The following is an 18,988-nucleotide window of genomic DNA, read 5'->3' as shown; positions in this document are numbered from 1 at the left end:
AATTCACTCTGACCCCATTAACTATTATGGCTTACTTTTAATCCATATTAACGGTTAAGTAAAGTCTTTATCTAATATTAAAAAGCAGTTAATATAACTATTATTTATACCATGATAAGTTTAATTCTTGAAAGTTTTAATCGATATTAACCATCCTGCACATGTTCACTTTTTTAAAAATCCATACTTCAAATTTATTGATAGTGGGCATGAAGTTATGGTGACGAGTAGAAATAAAGAAGTAACCACTTCCTTGTTAGATAACTTTTCAATTCCGCACAAAATATTGTCAACTTCAGCTAAAAAAAACATACTTTCTTTCGCTTCTGAATTAGTCCTGCGAGATTATAGGCTTTTGAACGTTGCCCGAAAGTTTAAACCCGATGTAATGTTATCAATTGGAGGGACTTTTATTGCACATGTTGGCTTTTTATTAAGAGTTCCATCACTAGTTTTTTATGATACTGAAAATGCCAAATTACAAAATGCAATAACGTATCCTTTTGCGACTAAAGTCATTGTCCCAAGTTGCTATTACGGCTCTTTACCTAAGTCTTATTTAAAATATGATGGTTACCATGAACTATCTTATTTATCGCCAAAATACTTTACTCCGGATTTAAATGTTGCACAGAACAATGGCATACAGCCTGAGCAGGAAAATTATTTAATTAGGATTGTTTCTTGGCAAGCGAATCATGATTTAAATGAATCTGGTCTTTCCATTATTCATTTAGAACAAATTATCAGTAGCCTTAGTCTTAAAGGTAATATCATTATATCAAGTGAAGCTTTATTGCCTGAGCAGTTTCAGAAGTATATATATCAGGGAGACCCTAATATGCTTCATCATGTTTTAGCTTTTTGTACTGGTTTATACGGAGAAAGCGCTACTTTGACTTCAGAAGCCGCAGTGCTTGGTATCCCATCAGTATATATTGCCAATACGGGAAGAGGTTATACCGATGAGCAAGAAAAAAAATATGGTTTGGTTAAAAACATCCACACAATTAATGAAATAAAAATCCAAGAAGGACTTTATTGGTTGATGAATATTAACTCCGAAAAATTAAAAGAAAACCGCAAAAAGCTACTAGATGAAACGGTTGATGTCGGCCAGTTGATTTATGAGCAAGCTGAACAATACGGAATAAAAAAATAATGTGCGGTATCGCAGGTTTCTTTAGTGTTGAAATTCCTTTGGAACAAAGAAAATCAAAACTTGAGAAAATGTTACTTTCAATATTACATCGAGGTCCTGATGGAAGTGGATTTTTTTTTAATGAGGTTATAGGTTTTGCTCATGCCCGTTTAGCGGTTATTGATATAGAACATGGTCAGCAACCTATGTCATCACTCGGTGGAAAGTACATCACTAGTTTTAATGGTGAAATATATAACTATAAAGAGCTTGTTTATTGGATAGAAAAGCAAGGAGGGAAGTTAGAAACCAATAGCGACACAGAAGTAATACCATGGTTATACCATTTTGAAGGTATTAAGGGGTGGCGAAGGCTTCGAGGAATGTTTGCCTTTTCTCTATGGGACAATGAATATAAAAAGGCTTACTTGGTGAGAGATCACTGTGGAATAAAACCTCTTTTTTATCATGTAGATAATAATAAAAGTGTATACTTTTCTTCTGAAGCTAAGGCCATATTAACGATCAAAAATGGATTTGAACTTAATTTAAATGCCTTACATGGGTTAATGAATCTAAGGTATTTACCCGGCCAGCAAACGTTATTTTCAGGTATTAATCAATTAGAGCCAGGTACAATTCTTGAGTACACGCCACTTAAGGGAAATAAATTTTTTAAATTACCACTTAATGATGTTAATTCATTTGTTTTAGATGATTTAGATGAAGAACTAATAAGTACTATTAACTTACATTCTATTGCCGATGTTCCTGTTTCTAGTTATTTAAGTGGAGGAATAGATTCAGCATTTATATCTGCTATTTTATCGAAGAAAAATCCAAATTTGAATACCTACACTTTAAATATTGGTGATGATCCAAATGAAGGGGTAAATGCTCAAAAAACTGCTGAATATCTGTCGGTTAAAAATAATATAAAGAGTCTTGCTCAGCAAGTTACTATTGAAGATCTTAAACGAGTTATTTTTCATCTTGAAACGCCAAAAGTAAATGCTCTTCAAATCGACTTATTAGCCTCTTTTGCATCAGAAAGTGAAAAGGTTGTATTGTCTGGTTTAGGGGCGGATGAACTCTTTTGTGGTTACAATGCCCATAGTATTTTTGATCGAACTCTTAAGTTTCCACCTTTGTTATCAAGTGTTTTTGCTAAAACTGGAAAATTTTTAACTCAGAAAGCATCTTTTAGCTGGTCTGAGTCTTTTCGTTTTTTTAATATGTTAGATAATAATAAAAAACCTCATATTGCCTATGGAATATTAAGAAACTGCTGGGACTCACCTAAATTAAGAAGAGAAATATACGGAGAGAGGTTACTTGATGCAAAATTAGATAATATTTTTGATTGGATAGGCGAACAATGGCAGCACAAACTCCCACCATTAGCTGCTATGCAACAGTTTGAGTGGGATAATAAAATGGTCAATGATCTACTATGGCAAGAAGATAGATTAAGTATGGCTTACGGACTTGAAGTGAGAACGCCGTTTGTTGACCAAGAGTTATACCGTAAAATTTCTCCCTATTGGGGAGATGTGATATATCATAACCAAACTAAAAAGTACTTCCTAAAAAAATCAGCCAAACATTATTTAAATAATGAAATACTATCAAGAAAAAAAAGTGGCTTTCAAGTTTCTTCTCATGAATTTTTTCATTTACAATTAAAGCCTTTAATCAATCAATACTTAACTGAAGATAAAGTAAATTCAATAGGATTATTTAATTATAACTTTATTAAAAAGGTTGTAAATACATCAGCTTCTAAAAAATATCGGTGGCATTATTTTATTTTGTATTTAATGCTTGGGACACATATATGGGTAGAGTTATTTGAAAATGAACAACAAAAATAAGTCAGTTAGTAATAAAATTTTAGTAGACACTCTGTCCTATTGTAAAAAAGAAAAGTATCGAGGGTTTAATAAGCATGATGGCTTGAATAGCCCTATTTTAAATTTTTTTTTAGGGTGGGCAAAATGGCCAAGGTTAATTGCAATACAAGGAGTTATGCGTTTCCCTATTAATTTAAGACCGTTGTTGTTGATCCCTAAAACCTATAACCCAAAAGGACTTTCTTTATTTGTTAGGTCATATTTAAACTTATATGAAACAACAAAAGATCAAGCTTACTTGGTTGAAGCTGAATATTTACTTAAATTATTATTAGATGTTAAATCAGATTTAAATAATAATTCCACTGCATGGGGTTATCACTACCCATGGCAAGATATGGGCTTTTTTGCTCATAAAAAAATGCCAAACGCCGTTGTTAGTGCGTTTGTCTGTGAGAGTTTTCTTCATGCATATAAAGTTACTAAAAATGAAAAATATCTCAATGTCGTAGAGCAATGCATTAACTTTTTCATGAGAGATCTTAGTGTCTTAAAAGATGATGAAAATGAATTGTGTTTATCCTATATGCCTGTTGAAATGACCATGAGGGTAATGGACGTAAGTATTTTAATTGGGTGTGTTATTGCTAAATATTGCATTTACCGTCCTTCTGATAAACTATCTAAAATTGCTTTTCGGTTAATTAACTATGTTGTCAATCAACAAACCGATGAAGGTGCTTGGTACTATACTGATCCATCTGAAGATTCCCATATTAGACACGACAACTATCACACAGGTTTTATTTTAGATGCCCTATGGTTTTATATGGAAGAGTCTGGTAATAACCAATGGATGCCACAATATAGAAAAGGTTTAGATTTTTATGCTAAAAATTTATTCAATAATGATGGGGCTCCTAAGTGGATGAGTGATAAAGAATTACCTTATGATATCCATGGCGCAGCCCAGGGAATAATTACATTTTCTCGTCACAAAAATGAGTATTCAGAATTAGTTGATAATATTTATCATTGGACTATTACCAATATGTATAACCAGAAAGGATTTTTTTACTATCAAAAAAATCAATACTTCACCAAAAAATTTAATTTATTAAGGTGGTGCAACGGTTGGATGAGCTTAGCCCTATCGGTAAAGCAAAAGTATGAATAAGAAAATATATTTAGTAAGTGGAGTGTTAGGCTTACAAGCTTACTCAACTAGAGTGGTATCAAAGGGTTTAAAAGAGGGCTTTGAAAGACAGGGGTGGAACGTAGTAGACGTTGTTTTGAAACCCAAAGCGACTCTAGAACAAGGGAAATGGAAAATAGTTAAAGAAGTTTTATACCGGTACTTTATTTTTCCTCGTTATTGTAAAAAAATAATACCAAAAAATGCCATGGTATATATTGCAGACCATGCAGACGCTACAGTTATCCCCTACATTGACAGTAAAAATATTTATCTGCATATGCATGACTTGACTAGCTTAAGGCCCATTTATGACTTTCCATATAAAGTAAAGTTTAAAAACATTCTCATATTTATATTAAGTTATTTTTTTAAAAGGCCAGGTATAAAAAAAGCTAAACACATTTTTGCAATATCAAATTTTACTAAACAAGAAATTATAAAATATTTAAATGTTGAACGTAAAAATATTTCAGTTGCTTATAATGGCGTAATAACACCAGAATTTAATTATGAAAATCAAGGTGATTATTTAAAAAAAATAAAGAAATCATCTGACAAGTTAACAATAATGACAGTAGGACCTGCTAGCTTGAGAAAGAACTATCAAGTAATTGTTAAAGCTTTATTATCATGCAATAACTCTATTAATTGGGTACATGTAGGTAAATTTGATCAACAAACAAGAATCAGCCTTCAACATTTAGCTATAAATATCTCTGTTTCTGAAATACCGCATATCGAAAATATTGGAGATATATACCAAAGGGCAGATATATTAATACAAGCATCTTTATATGAAGGGTTTGGCCTACCTCCTATTGAAGCTATGAGGTTAAATACAGCGGTTTTTTCATATGATATCCCCGTTGCCCGTGAAGTATACCAAGAACATGCTAAATATTTTGAAAATGAAAATGAATTACTTAAATTAATAAATAATTATCAACATGATAAAGTGGCTATTGAAAAAGCTTTTTACTTTTCTCAAAAATATAATTGGATTACATGTTCAAAATTAATAAGTAAAAAAATCACTGATTCAATGTATTAAATTATTTTGTGATTCATTATAAAAATTATGTCGCTTTTGGTCATATATTGTCAAAAATAACATTTGGTTAAATTATTAAGTTTTACTTGAAATCTAATTTAATGACTTTCAAGTAGGTTATACGCACGGCTAGAAAAAGTTATATTTTTTAAGTTATAGTAGCTATCGTCTAATATTTTGAGTTGTAGAGGTTAAAATAAAGTACTTGGGTGAATTAATGGTTAATGACCACTTATTTTTTTATTGCGTTATCTGTCGTTCTTCTAAGTTATACTTCGCTGTCTGATTTGGATTCTGATGAAAAAGACTTCTTGTATCTTGCTAGTGTTGTCAAAGAAGCTACAAAAGGAAAGGTGACTTTAGAAGAGCAATTAAAGGCCCTTACAAAATGGCTAGCGCAAAATGTCATTAAAACATCAGAGTACCCAGGGTGGGAGAAAGAAGGTTATCCAGACTGGTTTGATGGTAGTTCAGTAGCCTCTGTTATTAAAGGAGGTATTGGAAATTGTGGTTATCAAGCTAATAATGTTATTACTCTTTCAAGATACCTAGGGATTAGTCAATACAATCGCTTTTGGGTTGGTAAAAGCTCAGGTAGTACATTTGAACACGCCTTTACTGAATTGGTAGTCAACGGTAAGGGGCATGTATTTGATCCAAATATATTAATATACCAAGAAGATGAAGAAGGGAACGTTTTAGGGTTAAAAGAAATGGTTAATGAACCTAGTTTAGTAAAACATGCAACATTTAGAAAAATAATAGCCGAGATAAAAGAAACTCCAAGTATTTTGAAAGCTACGAGAGCACCAGAAAATATACCTACTCCCCTTGGAATAAACTCGTATGCTGTATATGTTTCGGTAGGGCATACAGCGACAGAGATGTATTTGCATTTAAAGCATAGCCCTTTAACTATAATTACCATATCATGGTTTTTGTTTTATATGATTAGTTCTGTTATTGATGTTTTTAACCAAGCAATAGCAAAGACTAAAAAACTTAACGTATAAAGTTATTGGTCATATCTTTTTGGTGCAAATACAACGTCAACGTAACGAAGATAATAGTAAAAATAGCTGTTAGAAGGCTATTTATTATCCCGAGTTGAGGTTAGATAAGGAATATGGTCTCAGGTTGTTTTATTACTCAATGTATGAGGGTGTAATCCTAACTGTGTATCGGGGGAATATTGAATCAATCACGCAAAAATGGTCTTTTAAAAGTTCATTTACGGTGTATATAAATATGTTCTGATAATTCCTTGCTCATTATAGCTCTTACCTAGGCCTACTCCTTTTACCTCTAATACTAATTCTAATTGATCTTCTGGGATGTTAAATGGTCGAGCACTAAGATAAACGCCAGAACCTCTATTAAGTCTTATATCTGCCCCATGAACCTTGTTTATATTAGTTGTTATTACGTGCTTTCACTTGGGTAATGTTCCGTGATAAAAATTGAGTTATATTTTTTTAGTTTTGCTAATACTTTAATTATTTGCTCATTAGATAAGTGTTGAAAAACTTGGCGAATGAAACAAATATTTCCTTCTGGTAACTCATCTTCAATAATATTGAGATGTTGTAAATTAACTTTTTCATTTATAAAAGTTTTTTCATTGTGCAATATTAGCGGCTTTACAATATCAATACCTATATAACTTGAGCAAAAGGGAAGTGATTTTGAACCTACCTTAAAGTATCCACAGCCAAGATCTACAAATGAAGTTACTTCAAACTTCTGATAGCTTATAACGTCAGATATCATTTTTACATACGGCTTAATAATTGAATTCTGTTCAGTGCCTGAACCCGAAGAAAACTCACCTTTTACCCCTCCCCATTTATTCAATTGGTATATTTGTGTAAATACATCTTCAGTTTTCTTGTTTTTATTGTTGAATTTATCTATTTTCGCTTTGCTTTAGTAATTAACTTTTTAAGGTTGAAGGTAAATAATCAAAGATCATATTTAAAGCGGAATATATTTTCATAGTTTGGATATTACCTAAAACTTTTGATGTAGTAGATGAATATTACTGTTATTTACGACAGATACAGTAACTATTTGCACCAAAAACATATGACCAATAAACATTCGTATTAATTTTGTTTTTTATAAACATATTTATAAATAAAACAGGTAATAGCATCATTACGGATAGAAAAGACCTTTTGATACCAAATTTTACAACTGTCAAACCATGCATTTCGGCTAAATTTTTTAATGACAAAGGAGAGTATGGTCTTATATGGGACGGGTCGTCCCAAAAAGAGAAAGGCAGTAAACTATTTGTTGAGTTTTGAGACGGAGCCTCAAAATATATCACCCCTCCTTTTTTCGTTACCCTAACCAGTTCAGTGATTAACTCAGAGGGCTTTTGTAAGTGTTCAATTAAATGACATGCCGATATTAAATCAAATGAATTTTCACGCAAAGGGATATTAATACAGTCAGCTTTTATTAAACTGCCTTTAAAAAGCTGATAGGGTGGTTCTCCAATATCCAAACCAACAGTTTTTAAATCTGGTCTTAGATTTTCTTGAAGTGACAACAGTGAACCTACACCACAACCGACATCTAAACTGAGTGCATTATCCGGCAGGGTAATTATTGTTTTTTTTAAATATTTTATTTGAGGGCTAAATTTTTTTCTTAATTTCGATGAATTAAAAATGCTAGAGTAATTTTTATAATATTCTTTATTAAACATGTTTTTTGTACAACGAAATAATAAAATTTAAAGACATTATACTTGCTATAACGCCCGCAGTTAACTGAGTAATTCTTAATAATAGTGATAGCTTTATCCCTAACTCACTCGAACCAAGATTATTAAGTGTATAACCACTGATAATTGCTTCTTGTATGCCTATATTGTTGGGTAAAATAGAAAAAACACTGGCAACAGAAGACATTGATGATATTAAGATAGCATCTTTAAACGATGCAACCTCTCCGATTAATTGAAATCCAAGATAAGTTGAAAAACCAGGTATTAAATGGAATGCTAAAGAAAAAGAAATTATTTTAATTAAGGTGGCTCTTTGATTCAATATTTTTTTTAATCGATACTTTATGTTGTGATAGCTAAAAGTATTTAGTTTTTCTTTTATAAAGTTTAGCTTTAAAAGGAGCTTTAAAGTAACCACAGAAAATAGCACGAAAATTAAAATATATTCAATTTGAATTTTATCATATTGTATTATTAAAATAATAAGACAACCAATAGTAATATTAATGAACAGCTGCAAAAAACTAGCGGTGAAAATATCCTTTGTTTTAATGCCGACAGAATGAAAAAACACTCCTCTTATCATTAAGCCCGATTGAAAGGGAGCAAGGTAACTAAGTATTGTAGAACATCCCCAAATTCCAATGCAGTCTCTATTCGATGCTTCCATCTTGGTGTTAAGTAGCAGTAAAAATAATGAAGATTGAATATAAAAATGAACCAAGTTAACTAGAACTAATAAGCTAAAAATTAATGGTTCCTTAACTATAGCCATATAAAATGAAGACGCGTAGTAAAAGCATAGCCCTAATATTCCTATAATACTTAAAGCCGTTAAATATTTTATTAGGACTGATTTCACTTACTCTTCCTGTTTATACATAAGTGCTGTAATCTGTTCAGAAACTAAGCCCACCATAAATATTATTAAAGAAGTGGTAAACATTAATGCGCTCATATTTGTGAAACGACCCATGGTTACCAATGTATAAGCGTAATAGCATAAGCCAATCATAAATACCGCGGCAGAAATAGGTAAAAATAGTTTAAGCGGCGAATATAATGTACCCACTTTAAATATGATCAATAAAAAACGTATACCGTCTTTTACTATATGAATATGACTATTACTGTCATCAACGCGCTGTGCGGCATGAATTGGCTCATAAGCTACCGAATAACCAGCACGGAAAAAGGCCATAGTAGAAGTCGTTGGGTAAGAAAAGCCATTGGGTAATAAAGATAAGAACTGACGAAATTTATTTGCTTTTACTGCCCTAAAACCAGAGGTTAAATCCTCAATTTTATGGCCTGTCATGTAACTGGCAAATTTGTTATAAAACTTGTTCGCTAAACTGCGCCCGATACTTGCTTGTGAGCCTTTTTTTCTGGCGCCGACCACCAAATCATAACCTTGCTCAAGTTTAGCTAATAAACGTGGAATATCGTCAGGGTTATGCTGGCCATCGGCATCCATAAAGATAATAACATCTCCTTTTGCAGCTCTTGCACCTGTCTTTATTGCTGCACCATTGCCTTTACTATATGGGTGAGTGATCACTTTTGCACCGGCTTCTTGTGCTACTTGTGCTGTCTTATCAGTTGAACCATCGTTAACAACAATTACTTCAACGCCATAGTCAAAAGGCAAGTGAATAAGTTTGGTTATAAGAGCGTTAATAGATACCTGCTCATTTTTTGCAGGGATAACAATTGATAGTTTAGTATTCATTTTTATTTCTTTTGACGTTTGTTACATATGGCATTGTGGGTTAGATCTTAAATATAAAAAATAATATTAGTACAAGTGAATATGTGTCACTTAGTAAGTAATATAACAGAAAGTAATTTATTTCTTGTCAAAATTTATAGTTTATTAAAGTTATAAGTTACTCTTTAATGTAGCAGTCACCCGTTCAAATAATACCAGACACTGCTGCAACTCTATATTGGCCAATATTGGATTTAATGGCAATATTTTGCATATTTCATTGTTAACAAAGTCCTTGGCTTCGTCATACCTATTTGCAGCTAATAACATAGCAACAAGCTCATTGGCTATGAGTCGGTCTTGTTGATCATTCCATGCTAAATATAATAATCGAATAGCTTCTTTACTGTTTCTTTCTGTTAACGCAATGCTGTACAAATTTTGTAGATAGGGTGATCTTTTATTGTAAGCGGTATCGGGTAGGTGGAGTAGTTCACTATTCAGTTGTTTAAGATCTGATAGTGTCAGCGAAGTGCATACTTTATCACCAATTAACTTATGTACTTGGGCCAACACGGGTGCAACACCGTTAGCTTTTCTCGCAGTATGAGCGAGCGTGAACAACTTTTGGTAATGTACGGTGGTGCGTTCATGCTTTCTGGCAAAACAGGAAAATAACATCGCCTGGGCGCGAGAGTTAATGCAATCGGAACAGCTTTGTACTTGCTGCTCCATTATTAGCCAAGCTTGCTCTGGCTCTTGTCGGTTGAAGTATTTATATGCAAGGTCAGCTGCTGCTCTTTGAGACCCTTGTTGCTCTATAAACCAAGCGCGTGAGGCATTAAAAGGGTCACCCCATAGTTGTGTTGTCATGCTTAAATTGAAAACTAAATATATCCAATATATTGAAAAGAATACTACGCTGAGTTTTTTATAGTGTGTTGGTATTTTTGTGAATACAAATACCATTGCCAAGCAAGGACCAAATAGCGCAATATAATTACGATGTTCAAAATACAACTCAAGATTCACTACACTTGATTCTAGTAAGTGAGCAGATATAAACCATAACGCAGCGAAAGAAAATAAAGGGTATCTACGGCGTAAGGTAATTGCACTGATAAGTGTTGTTATCAATAATATACTGGCGAATATTGCTATATTTGAATCAAGTAAATGTTTAATGTGAGGGTAATTATCATGATAAGGGTTGAACGCGGTAATATTTGGGATAAAGGCTAATACAAGATAATCGAGCAATATTTTTGGCTGTGTGATTAAGCGCTCTAGCAGGGTAAAATTACGTCCCTGAAAAATATCGTTATGATTTAAACTAAGGTAGGCCAAATAAATTAATATTATCAGTAAACCGAGTGCACAGGCAGATACACGTAACTTTCGTCGATAATTAATACCTTTAATTTTGTTGAGCAGAGTCAACTCTAATACCAAGACAAATACCGGTAAAAGTATGCCATTTTCTTTGCTGAACATGGCGAGTAAAGTAAAGAGCAATAATGCGGTAACTTGTAAGCTTAAGCCATCATTATTTTTGGTCTTACTATTTATATTTTGCTTATGCAAACCATATAAATACAGCAATAACCCGGAAAAAACAAAAAAAGCTGATAGACCTGTCATGCGTTGTATTGCAAGGAGTGAGGTGGATACATGCATTGGCAATACTAACCAAAATGCGGCTGTTGCCAACGCTAGCCAATAATTACTACTCTTTTTACCTTGGTACAATAGGGCAAGGAAATAGCTTAAGCCGAAGATTAATATTCCGTTTATCGCGTGTAATACAATATTAACACGCAAAAAAGCACTGATATCGCCTGTTGACTCTGCCACTGGCCAATCTGCGCTATTAAACAAAAAGGTAAACATGGAAATTGGGCGTCCAAGCGGGCCAGACGTTTCTGAAAAAATATAAACTAAGGCTGAGTTTAAATTAGCAACCTGGCTTAGGGCGCTAAGCGGACGTATATCATCGTAGTATAACGCGCCATTGATACCAGGCAGGTAAATAATAATGACAAAAACAACAAGAAGCAGTAATAGTGCGTGGTGGTAATACTTTTTTTTCATCGGATTATTATACTTATATTTTAAGTGCAGCATTTGACTGCAAGTGACTAAGGAAGCATTGTCGATTATCGGTTAACGTTATTTTTATGAATCATTAATCTTAAAGTTGAAAATGTTCTATTAGCTGTGACTTTAGTCCCTGAACAATATTTCCCTCAATCTTATTGGCACTATTAGCCTGCATATTCTGTTTAAAACTTATACTAGCATTATTTTGGTCATTTTTTGTTTTGTTTAAACTGGCTAATGAGGTGAAGCTAGCCGGAGTATGGATTAGTGCTAAATTACTGATGGCTTCATCTGCCCAAAATAATAGGATTATATTTTTTAGTATATTAGCAAACGATAGCCGGTAAATAAGCCAACAAAACAATCAAAGTGCAAGTAATGCCACCGAAAATATTAACGCGGTATAGGGTTGTTCAGCTAACTAATAGCTCATCTATCTGTAATAAATATAGTGTAATGAAGTTAATAGAGACATTGCCAGCCAAAAAATTATTTGATAATAAATCAATGATGTAGAGAATCCAACAACAGAAAAGTCACTATTGTGAAGAAAATATTTGTAAGCGGATGCGGTTTTCAATAAATAGCTTGTATCAACTGCAAGGGTAAAGCGTACAGACAATAGACGAGCAACTATGTAAAAAATACTTTGTATTGACAGAGAATAAAACCACACTCTGGCAGTCATCATTAATGTGCTAAATAGTATATTAATGTTGATAAATTGAGTGTTAAATAAAGTAAATAAAAAGCTCCCGAAGGAGCTTTAATGTATTAAACCCTCACTAAGTAGCCAATGCCGATAGTGATAATTAAGTGCTTAACATAATCCTAGCGTTAAACAAGTTCCGCCCGCTACCCAAGTGATGGCATTAGTAGTAGAACTTACTGTGGCAGTAAGTGTATACGTTGCACTATCTACCGTAGCTTCGCCCTTAATGGTAATCACGCCGTCTGCAATAGTAGCTTCTTTAACATGAGTACCAGAAATAGCGCCAGCATCATTTGCTTTTGGAATACCATAATTAGCGGCATCTAAATCACCTACAACTAACGCCGTGGCTGTACCAGAAACAATTTTTGTTTTTGTTTGTGAGGCAATTTCTGCCGCATTTTTGTAAATAGTGGCGGCAAGGATAATTTCAACGAACTGAGCTTTTTTGGTATAAGTCTGATAAGCAGGCAAAGCAACTGCTGCTAAAATACCGATAATCGCGACAACGATCATTAATTCAATCAGGGTAAAACCTTTTTGTACTTTATTAAATGTGTTTAAGTTTTTAATAGCTTTCATAATTATATTCCATTTGTTTTTACGGGGGCAAACCTCATACTGCGACAAAATGTCTTAAATGTAAAACTTTGTTACGATTTTTTTTGTTTTTTTTACTGGTTAACCATTAATCGATTATTTTGTAACCCATTATTAACTAAAGGTTAACTTTTACCTTAGGCTAGTAACCTATTAACGAAAATTTCGCCAAGGGATAATCAGCTTCAAGTCAACTGATCAAAGTGGTAATCAATTTAAAATCTGTTTGTCTTAAAAGGATGACTTACCTTTGATATCTAATAGCGGTAAGAAACCAAATTACCGTTAGCATATAAAATATACAATAATAAAAATATTCAGACCATTACAAGACATTACAAGATGTAACTTATCCAGCCTTTTATACACTTACGTCGTTTTGATGACTATTTATCATTCATTAAAGTCATTAATAGCGCAACCTAGCTATACCTGTTAAAAATATTAGCCCTTATTTAAAAACAATGGCTAATATAGGTGATCTTTACTATTTTCTTCTGTATAATCCGCGCTCCCTGCGTTACAAATGCCTATTGTTTTGTGGTTTGATTTACTTTTAGGTGAATAGTATCCATAAACAGTGGCGCTGGGCTCGATGCTCGAAGGGGCAATGGCGTAGTCCATTTAACGGACAATATTAGCTTATTGCTTTTATTGTTATTTAAGTAACATTTATAAGATTGGGTTTTTAATGAAAACTTTTGTAGCTAAACCAGCAAGCGTACAACGCGAATGGTTCTTAGTGGACGCCGAAGATAAAACTTTAGGTCGTATCGCTACCGAAATTGCTAGCCGTTTACGCGGTAAGCATAAAGTAGAATATACTCCTCACGTAGATACTGGCGATTATATCGTTGTTATCAATGCTGAAAAAGTACGTGTAACAGGTAACAAAGCGAAAGGTAAAATTTACTACTCGCATACTGAGTTCCCTGGTGGTCTTAAGCAAATTAGCTTTGAAAAGCTAATTGAAAAAGCACCAACACGCGTTATTGAATTTGCTGTTAAAGGCATGTTACCTAAAGGTCCTTTAGGTCGTGAAATGTTCCGCAAATTAAAAGTATATGCCGGCCCTGAGCATGCACATACTGCACAACAACCACAACTTTTGGAGCTTTAAGCAATGGCTGATAATCAATATTACGGTACTGGTCGTCGCAAGAGCTCAACTGCTCGTGTGTTCATGAAAGCTGGTAACGGCACTATCACAATTAATAAACGTGATATCGCGGAATACTTTCCTCGTGAAACGGCTGTAATGGTTGTTCGTCAACCATTAGTGTTAGTTGAAATGGTAGAAAAGTTTGACTTTAACATTACTGTAACTGGTGGTGGTAGTTCTGGTCAAGCTGGCGCAATTCGTCACGGCATTACTCGTGCATTAATGGTATTTGATGAAACATTGCGTGGCGCTTTACGCCAAGCTGGTTTTGTTACTCGTGATGCGCGTAAAGTTGAACGTAAGAAAGTTGGTCTTCATAAAGCACGTAAGAAGCCACAATTCTCAAAACGTTAATTTTCGTTATGCTCAGTATTTATGCTGCGTTGTTATCATTATTCGTCCCAGTCATTTAGTTAATCTAAATTTAGGGACTCTTAATTCAACGCCTTGCCTCAATGCAGATCATTTAGAAAATATGAGCCACATATGCAAAATGTATATCTGGCTTCAAAAAGCCGACCTAGTGTCGGTTTTTTTATGTCTACACTTTGCCTTCATTTCAGTGATAAATTACAATTCCCCTAACTGAAATATGCTTTATTTATTCTATTTTAAAGTATTTCAAATTATTTCTGCTTTTACAGTACCTAAGCCCCTTTTTACCTTGTAAAAAACACACTATTTCTTTATCATCAGGAAAATTTTTGTCGATATACCGCTTGGTATGAATTTGAGCTAACAAAAACAGCTGCCGCGCATATGGCGTATAATCAATATAACGCTTAGTTTGGTATAAAAATATTTGTTTTGTTAGAGTCTTAGTTGGAGAGTATGAATGAGCAATGAGCCTGTGAATAACGGCCGCAGACGCTTCCTAACAGCGGCTACTGCTGTTGTTGGTGGTGTTGGTGTGGTTGGAGCTGCTGTGCCTTTTATTGCTTCCTGGAATCCAAGTGCTCGCGCGAAAGCGGCGGGTGCTCCAGTTGAAGTGAATGTAGGTAAAATACAGCCTGGTCAATTAATCCGCGCCGAATGGCGAGGTAAACCCGTTTATGTTGTACGTAGAACGGAAAAGACCGTGAATGATTTAGCTAAACATGATGACCAGTTACGTGATCCTAATTCTGAAAAAGCTCAGCAACCTGCGTATGCAACTAACGCTTATCGCTCAATTAAACCTGAGTTTCTCGTTGCTTTAGGTGTTTGTACTCATTTAGGTTGTGCGCCAACTCATCACGGTGGTGATTTCGCTGAATTTGTAGAAGGTGTACCAAACGGTTTCTACTGTCCTTGTCATGGTAGTAAATTTGATATGGCTGGTCGTGTTTTTCAAGGCGTTCCGGCACCATTAAACTTAGTGGTTCCTGAGCATTCATTTATTAGTGACGACACCTTATTAATTGGTGTAGGCCCAGATGTAAATAAGGGAGCCGCATAATGTTAATGAAAGTATTTACCGATTTTATGGGCTGGATAGATAAACGTTTACCCGTAACCGATGCATGGAATAAGCATATAGCACAATATCCAGCACCTAAAAACTTTAACTTTTGGTACATTTTTGGCTCATTAGCCATGTTAATACTAGTGAACCAAATTTTTACCGGTATTTGGTTAACGATGAACTACGTGCCATCTGCCGAGGGTGCTTTTGCATCAATTGAATATATTATGCGTGATGTCGACTTCGGTTGGTTACTACGTTATATGCATTCTACTGGTGCGTCAGCGTTCTTCATTGTTATTTATATGCACATGATGCGTGGCCTAATGTATGGGTCGTATCAAAAGCCACGTGAATTACTGTGGATCTTCGGTATGTTGATCTTCTTAGTGTTGATGGCGGAAGCTTTCATGGGCTACTTATTACCTTGGGGCAACATGTCTTATTGGGGTGCACAAGTTATTATCTCTATCTTTGGCTTAGTGCCAATTATTGGTGATGATTTAACACTGTGGATTCGTGGTGATTATGTCATATCCGGTGCTACCTTAAACCGTTTCTTCGCCTTGCATGTTATTGCTTTACCGTTAGTGCTAGTTATCTTGGTGTTTTTACATATCCTAGCCTTACATGAAGTGGGTTCTAACAACCCAGAAGGTACCGATATTAAGAAACCTAAAGGCAGTATGAAACCAGAAGAGTTGAGTAAATTTACTTTCCATAAGCAATATAGCGATAAATACGATATTGTTGATGCGGTACCTTTCCATCCTTATTACACTGTTAAAGATATTATGTATGTTGTTGGCTTCTTATTCTTATTTTGTTGGGTAATGTTCTTTGCCCCAGAGGGTGGTGGTTACTTTATGGAAGCGCCAAACTTCACGCCAGCAGATGGTTTGAAAACGCCTGAGCATATTGCACCTGTATGGTACTTTGGTCCCTTCTATACCATCTTACGTGTTATTCCTAATGCAATGTTAGGTGCTATTGGTATGTTCTCCGCTATTATCGTGTTGTTCTTATTGCCTTGGTTTGACCGTGGTACAGTTAAGTCTGTGCGTTATCGTTCGAAACTGCATTTATTTAATTTAATTCAATTTTCAATTTGTTTTGTGGTGCTTGGTGCTTTAGGTACTATGCCTGCGACACCAATGGCTAACTTGATTGGTGCTATTGCTAGTTTTGGTTACTTTGGTTTCTTCGTTGCTTTATGGTTCTACAGCAAAAATGAAAATACTAAGCCAGTACCTGAGAGGATTGCAGACTAATGAAAAAATTAATTATCGCCGCTACTTTCGGCATACTTTGCAGCGTATCGGCACTCGTGCCGTTCTCAGCTGTTGCCTCAGGGCCAAGTATTCATTTAGATAAAGCGAATAATGATTTATCTGATAAAGAGTCTTTGAAAAAAGGCTTTAAAACCTATGTTAACTATTGTCTAGGTTGTCATCAGTTACAGTACCAACGTTACAATCGTACTTTTAACGATTTAGGCATAGAAGAAGCTGACGGTATTGCTAACTATATGTATTCAAGTGATAAAGTGGGTGGCCATATTCTCAACGCTATGCCGAAAAAAGAGGCAGCGAGTTGGTTTGGTAGTGCGCCACCAGATTTAACTTTAGAAGCACGTTTTCGTAGCCCAGATTGGATCTATACTTACTTACGTTCATTCTATATAGATGAAAATCGTCCGTTTGGCGTAAATAACACCGTATTTAAAGATGTTGGTATGCCACACGTATTGCAAAACTTGCAAGGTGTTAGCACTATTGATGAACATGGTCAGCTATCTCCAGCAATGGGCGGTACGTTAACGGCAGAAGAGTATGATGTTGTAGTACGTGACTTAACAAACTTCTTAGAATATGTGGGTGAGCCAAATAAACTTGAGCGTAAAGCGATTGGTTATTGGGTATTAGCTTTCTTATTCTTCTTCTTTATTCTTACTTATTTCCTTAAGAGAGAGTATTGGAAAGACGTACACTAGGTACTAGTACTGTAAATTTGTAGGGGGATTTGATAGTTAAATATCGAATTCCCCTTTGTTAGTTTTTAAAGTAAATGAATTTAGGAGGCTCTATGGCCGTAGCAGCAAATAAACGCTCTGTGATGACGTTGTTCTCTCATGCCGATGATATGTACAGTCATCAGACGCGCATTGTTTTAGCAGAAAAAGGTGTTGGTGTTGACATTAACTTAGTTGATTTAGCTAATTTGCCAGAAGACTTATTGGACTTAAATCCATACGGTACTGTGCCAACCTTAATTGATCGTGAATTAGCGCTATATGAAGCTAAAATCATTGTTGAGTATTTAGATGAGCGTTTTCCTCACCCACCTTTAATGCCAGTTTACCCAGTTTCACGTGGTCGTAGCCGTTTAATGATGCATCGCATTGAGCAAGATTGGTATAGTCTTGCTAAAATCATCATGTCAGGCACTACCGCGGAAGCTGCTAAAGCACGTCAAGAATTAAAAGAAAGCTTGTTAAGTATCGCGCCAATTTTAAATGAAGCGCCATACTTTATGAGTGAAGAATACAGCTTGGTTGATTGCTATTTAGCACCATTATTATGGCGTTTACCGGTATTTGGTATTGAATTATCTGGCGAAGGTTCAAAAGAACTTAAAACCTATATGTTACGTGTCTTTGAACGTGAATCATTTCAAGCTTCATTGACAGAAGCTGAGCGTGAATTACGCTTTGGTCACCCAGCCTAATGGATGACGCAACACCTAGCTCAATGAGCTCTAATAAGCCTTATTTAATTAAGGCTTTCTATGAGTGGATTTCAGATAATGATCTAACGCCATACATCATGGTAGACGTTAATGTATATGGCGTATTAGTACCGATGAGTTATGTAGCTGATGGACAAATAGTGTTAAATATTGCCAGTTCAGCGGTTGGTACCATTTCATTGGGTGATAAAAGTATTGAGTTTAGTGCCCGTTTTGGCGGCATATTAGAGCACATTACCGTACCTTACGGTGCTATAGGTGCAATATATGCTAAAGAAAACGGAGCGGGAACTTCATTGCCTATCGAACATTCTGCAGAGGGTGAAGAAGTGATAGTTGAACAAGTCCCTGAAAAACAGAAGTCTAATTTAAAGAGTGTTGCTTCAACAGGTAGTAAGATAGATAAGTCGAACAAGCCTAAGGGTAAAAGTAAAGCTAGCCTGAAAATTATTAAATAAGCTTTATTTCTATAGACAAAACCAGTAATTATCGTCGATATTTACTGGTTTTTTTGTTTTAAAATAATGTTAT

18 protein-coding genes are annotated in these 18,988 nt (G+C 34.6%); 12 read left to right on the top strand and 6 right to left on the bottom strand.

The features are described 5' to 3' along the window. The first annotated feature begins 127 nt into the window (after nucleotides 1–127). The 5 genes from ASU03_RS15360 to ASU03_RS15340 all read left to right on the top strand — a co-directional run bounded on the left by ASU03_RS15360 (nucleotide 128) and on the right by ASU03_RS15340 (nucleotide 6,256). Complete coding sequence (locus ASU03_RS15360) at nucleotides 128–1,162, top strand: DUF354 domain-containing protein (protein WP_057832656.1); 1,035 nt, start codon at nucleotides 128–130, stop codon at nucleotides 1,160–1,162. Then, nucleotides 1,162–3,015 carry an asparagine synthase (glutamine-hydrolyzing) gene (gene asnB / locus ASU03_RS15355; RefSeq protein ID WP_057832655.1) on the top strand — a complete coding sequence of 618 codons (1,854 nt, stop codon included), beginning with the start codon at nucleotides 1,162–1,164 and terminating at the stop codon, nucleotides 3,013–3,015. Before ASU03_RS15360 ends, asnB begins: the two co-directional genes overlap by 1 nt. Beyond that, a complete protein-coding gene (locus ASU03_RS15350; protein ID WP_057832654.1) occupies nucleotides 2,999–4,171 on the top strand; it encodes a hypothetical protein in 1,173 nt (390 codons plus the stop codon). Before asnB ends, ASU03_RS15350 begins: the two co-directional genes overlap by 17 nt. Further along, the gene (locus tag ASU03_RS15345) at nucleotides 4,164–5,243 is read left to right on the top strand and encodes a glycosyltransferase (RefSeq protein WP_057832653.1); all 1,080 of its coding nucleotides are present in this window, start codon (nucleotides 4,164–4,166) and stop codon (nucleotides 5,241–5,243) included. The genes ASU03_RS15350 and ASU03_RS15345 overlap by 8 nt, the downstream gene beginning before the upstream one ends. Before the next feature lie 224 nt (nucleotides 5,244–5,467). Further along, nucleotides 5,468–6,256, top strand: coding sequence for a transglutaminase domain-containing protein (locus ASU03_RS15340; protein WP_057832652.1), 789 nt, complete (start codon nucleotides 5,468–5,470; stop codon nucleotides 6,254–6,256). A gap of 409 nt (nucleotides 6,257–6,665) precedes the next feature. Here ASU03_RS15340 and ASU03_RS15335 read toward each other — a convergent pair whose 3' ends face one another. The 6 genes from ASU03_RS15335 to ASU03_RS21835 form a co-directional block, all read right to left on the bottom strand. Beyond that, nucleotides 6,666–7,097, bottom strand: coding sequence for a class I SAM-dependent methyltransferase (locus ASU03_RS15335; protein WP_157465931.1), 432 nt, complete (start codon nucleotides 7,095–7,097; stop codon nucleotides 6,666–6,668). A 190-nt stretch (nucleotides 7,098–7,287) separates the two neighbouring features. Further along, on the bottom strand, nucleotides 7,288–7,959 hold the full coding sequence (locus tag ASU03_RS15330; protein ID WP_057832650.1) for a class I SAM-dependent methyltransferase: 672 nt from the start codon (nucleotides 7,957–7,959) through the stop codon (nucleotides 7,288–7,290). After that, complete coding sequence (locus ASU03_RS15325; RefSeq protein WP_057832649.1) at nucleotides 7,952–8,842, bottom strand: lysylphosphatidylglycerol synthase domain-containing protein; 891 nt, start codon at nucleotides 8,840–8,842, stop codon at nucleotides 7,952–7,954. Before ASU03_RS15325 ends, ASU03_RS15330 begins: the two co-directional genes overlap by 8 nt. Next, nucleotides 8,843–9,712 carry a glycosyltransferase family 2 protein gene (locus ASU03_RS15320; protein WP_057832648.1) on the bottom strand — a complete coding sequence of 290 codons (870 nt, stop codon included), beginning with the start codon at nucleotides 9,710–9,712 and terminating at the stop codon, nucleotides 8,843–8,845. A 150-nt stretch (nucleotides 9,713–9,862) separates the two neighbouring features. Beyond that, nucleotides 9,863–11,782, bottom strand: a complete 1,920-nt coding sequence (locus tag ASU03_RS15315; RefSeq protein WP_057832647.1) for a hypothetical protein — start codon at nucleotides 11,780–11,782, stop codon at nucleotides 9,863–9,865. A gap of 829 nt (nucleotides 11,783–12,611) precedes the next feature. Beyond that, nucleotides 12,612–13,085 carry a pilin gene (locus ASU03_RS21835; protein WP_057832645.1) on the bottom strand — a complete coding sequence of 158 codons (474 nt, stop codon included), beginning with the start codon at nucleotides 13,083–13,085 and terminating at the stop codon, nucleotides 12,612–12,614. Between the two features lie 709 nt (nucleotides 13,086–13,794). Here ASU03_RS21835 and rplM point away from each other — a divergent pair. The 7 genes from rplM (at nucleotide 13,795) to ASU03_RS15270 (ending at nucleotide 18,915) form a co-directional block, all read left to right on the top strand. Next, on the top strand, nucleotides 13,795–14,223 hold the full coding sequence (rplM, locus tag ASU03_RS15300; protein WP_057832644.1) for a 50S ribosomal protein L13: 429 nt from the start codon (nucleotides 13,795–13,797) through the stop codon (nucleotides 14,221–14,223). Nucleotides 14,224–14,226: 3 nt separating this feature from the next. Then, nucleotides 14,227–14,619, top strand: a complete 393-nt coding sequence (gene rpsI / locus ASU03_RS15295) for a 30S ribosomal protein S9 (RefSeq protein ID WP_057182467.1) — start codon at nucleotides 14,227–14,229, stop codon at nucleotides 14,617–14,619. A 481-nt stretch (nucleotides 14,620–15,100) separates the two neighbouring features. Continuing rightward, nucleotides 15,101–15,703, top strand: coding sequence for a ubiquinol-cytochrome c reductase iron-sulfur subunit (gene petA / locus ASU03_RS15290; RefSeq protein ID WP_057832643.1), 603 nt, complete (start codon nucleotides 15,101–15,103; stop codon nucleotides 15,701–15,703). Beyond that, nucleotides 15,703–16,980, top strand: a complete 1,278-nt coding sequence (locus ASU03_RS15285; RefSeq protein WP_197411262.1) for a cytochrome b — start codon at nucleotides 15,703–15,705, stop codon at nucleotides 16,978–16,980. Before petA ends, ASU03_RS15285 begins: the two co-directional genes overlap by 1 nt. After that, nucleotides 16,980–17,702: a cytochrome c1 gene (locus tag ASU03_RS15280; protein ID WP_057832642.1), complete on the top strand. Its 723-nt coding sequence runs from the start codon at nucleotides 16,980–16,982 to the stop codon at nucleotides 17,700–17,702. Before ASU03_RS15285 ends, ASU03_RS15280 begins: the two co-directional genes overlap by 1 nt. 92 nt (nucleotides 17,703–17,794) lie before the next feature. Continuing rightward, nucleotides 17,795–18,436, top strand: coding sequence for a stringent starvation protein SspA (sspA, locus tag ASU03_RS15275; RefSeq protein WP_057832641.1), 642 nt, complete (start codon nucleotides 17,795–17,797; stop codon nucleotides 18,434–18,436). After that, nucleotides 18,436–18,915: a ClpXP protease specificity-enhancing factor gene (locus tag ASU03_RS15270; RefSeq protein ID WP_057832640.1), complete on the top strand. Its 480-nt coding sequence runs from the start codon at nucleotides 18,436–18,438 to the stop codon at nucleotides 18,913–18,915. The genes sspA and ASU03_RS15270 overlap by 1 nt, the downstream gene beginning before the upstream one ends. Nucleotides 18,916–18,988: the final 73 nt, after the last annotated feature.

The sequence above is a fragment of the Colwellia sp. TT2012 genome, from assembly GCF_001440345.1.
In the GTDB taxonomy this organism is placed as follows: Bacteria; Pseudomonadota; Gammaproteobacteria; order Enterobacterales; family Alteromonadaceae; genus Colwellia.
This window is presented reverse-complemented; position numbering and strand designations above follow the sequence as displayed.

Coding starts and splice junctions, on each gene's coding strand:
- asnB (WP_057832655.1), top strand. CDS start 1,162: ATGTGCGGTATCGCAGGTTTCTTTAGTGTTGAAATTCCTTTGGAACAA.
- ASU03_RS15350 (WP_057832654.1), top strand. CDS start 2,999: ATGAACAACAAAAATAAGTCAGTTAGTAATAAAATTTTAGTAGACACT.
- ASU03_RS15345 (WP_057832653.1), top strand. CDS start 4,164: ATGAATAAGAAAATATATTTAGTAAGTGGAGTGTTAGGCTTACAAGCT.
- ASU03_RS15340 (WP_057832652.1), top strand. CDS start 5,468: ATGACCACTTATTTTTTTATTGCGTTATCTGTCGTTCTTCTAAGTTAT.
- ASU03_RS15330 (WP_057832650.1), bottom strand. CDS start 7,959: ATGTTTAATAAAGAATATTATAAAAATTACTCTAGCATTTTTAATTCA.
- ASU03_RS15320 (WP_057832648.1), bottom strand. CDS start 9,712: ATGAATACTAAACTATCAATTGTTATCCCTGCAAAAAATGAGCAGGTA.
- ASU03_RS15315 (WP_057832647.1), bottom strand. CDS start 11,782: ATGAAAAAAAAGTATTACCACCACGCACTATTACTGCTTCTTGTTGTT.
- ASU03_RS21835 (WP_057832645.1), bottom strand. CDS start 13,085: ATGAAAGCTATTAAAAACTTAAACACATTTAATAAAGTACAAAAAGGT.
- rplM (WP_057832644.1), top strand. CDS start 13,795: ATGAAAACTTTTGTAGCTAAACCAGCAAGCGTACAACGCGAATGGTTC.
- rpsI (WP_057182467.1), top strand. CDS start 14,227: ATGGCTGATAATCAATATTACGGTACTGGTCGTCGCAAGAGCTCAACT.
- petA (WP_057832643.1), top strand. CDS start 15,101: ATGAGCAATGAGCCTGTGAATAACGGCCGCAGACGCTTCCTAACAGCG.
- ASU03_RS15285 (WP_197411262.1), top strand. CDS start 15,703: ATGTTAATGAAAGTATTTACCGATTTTATGGGCTGGATAGATAAACGT.
- ASU03_RS15280 (WP_057832642.1), top strand. CDS start 16,980: ATGAAAAAATTAATTATCGCCGCTACTTTCGGCATACTTTGCAGCGTA.
- sspA (WP_057832641.1), top strand. CDS start 17,795: ATGGCCGTAGCAGCAAATAAACGCTCTGTGATGACGTTGTTCTCTCAT.
- ASU03_RS15270 (WP_057832640.1), top strand. CDS start 18,436: ATGGATGACGCAACACCTAGCTCAATGAGCTCTAATAAGCCTTATTTA.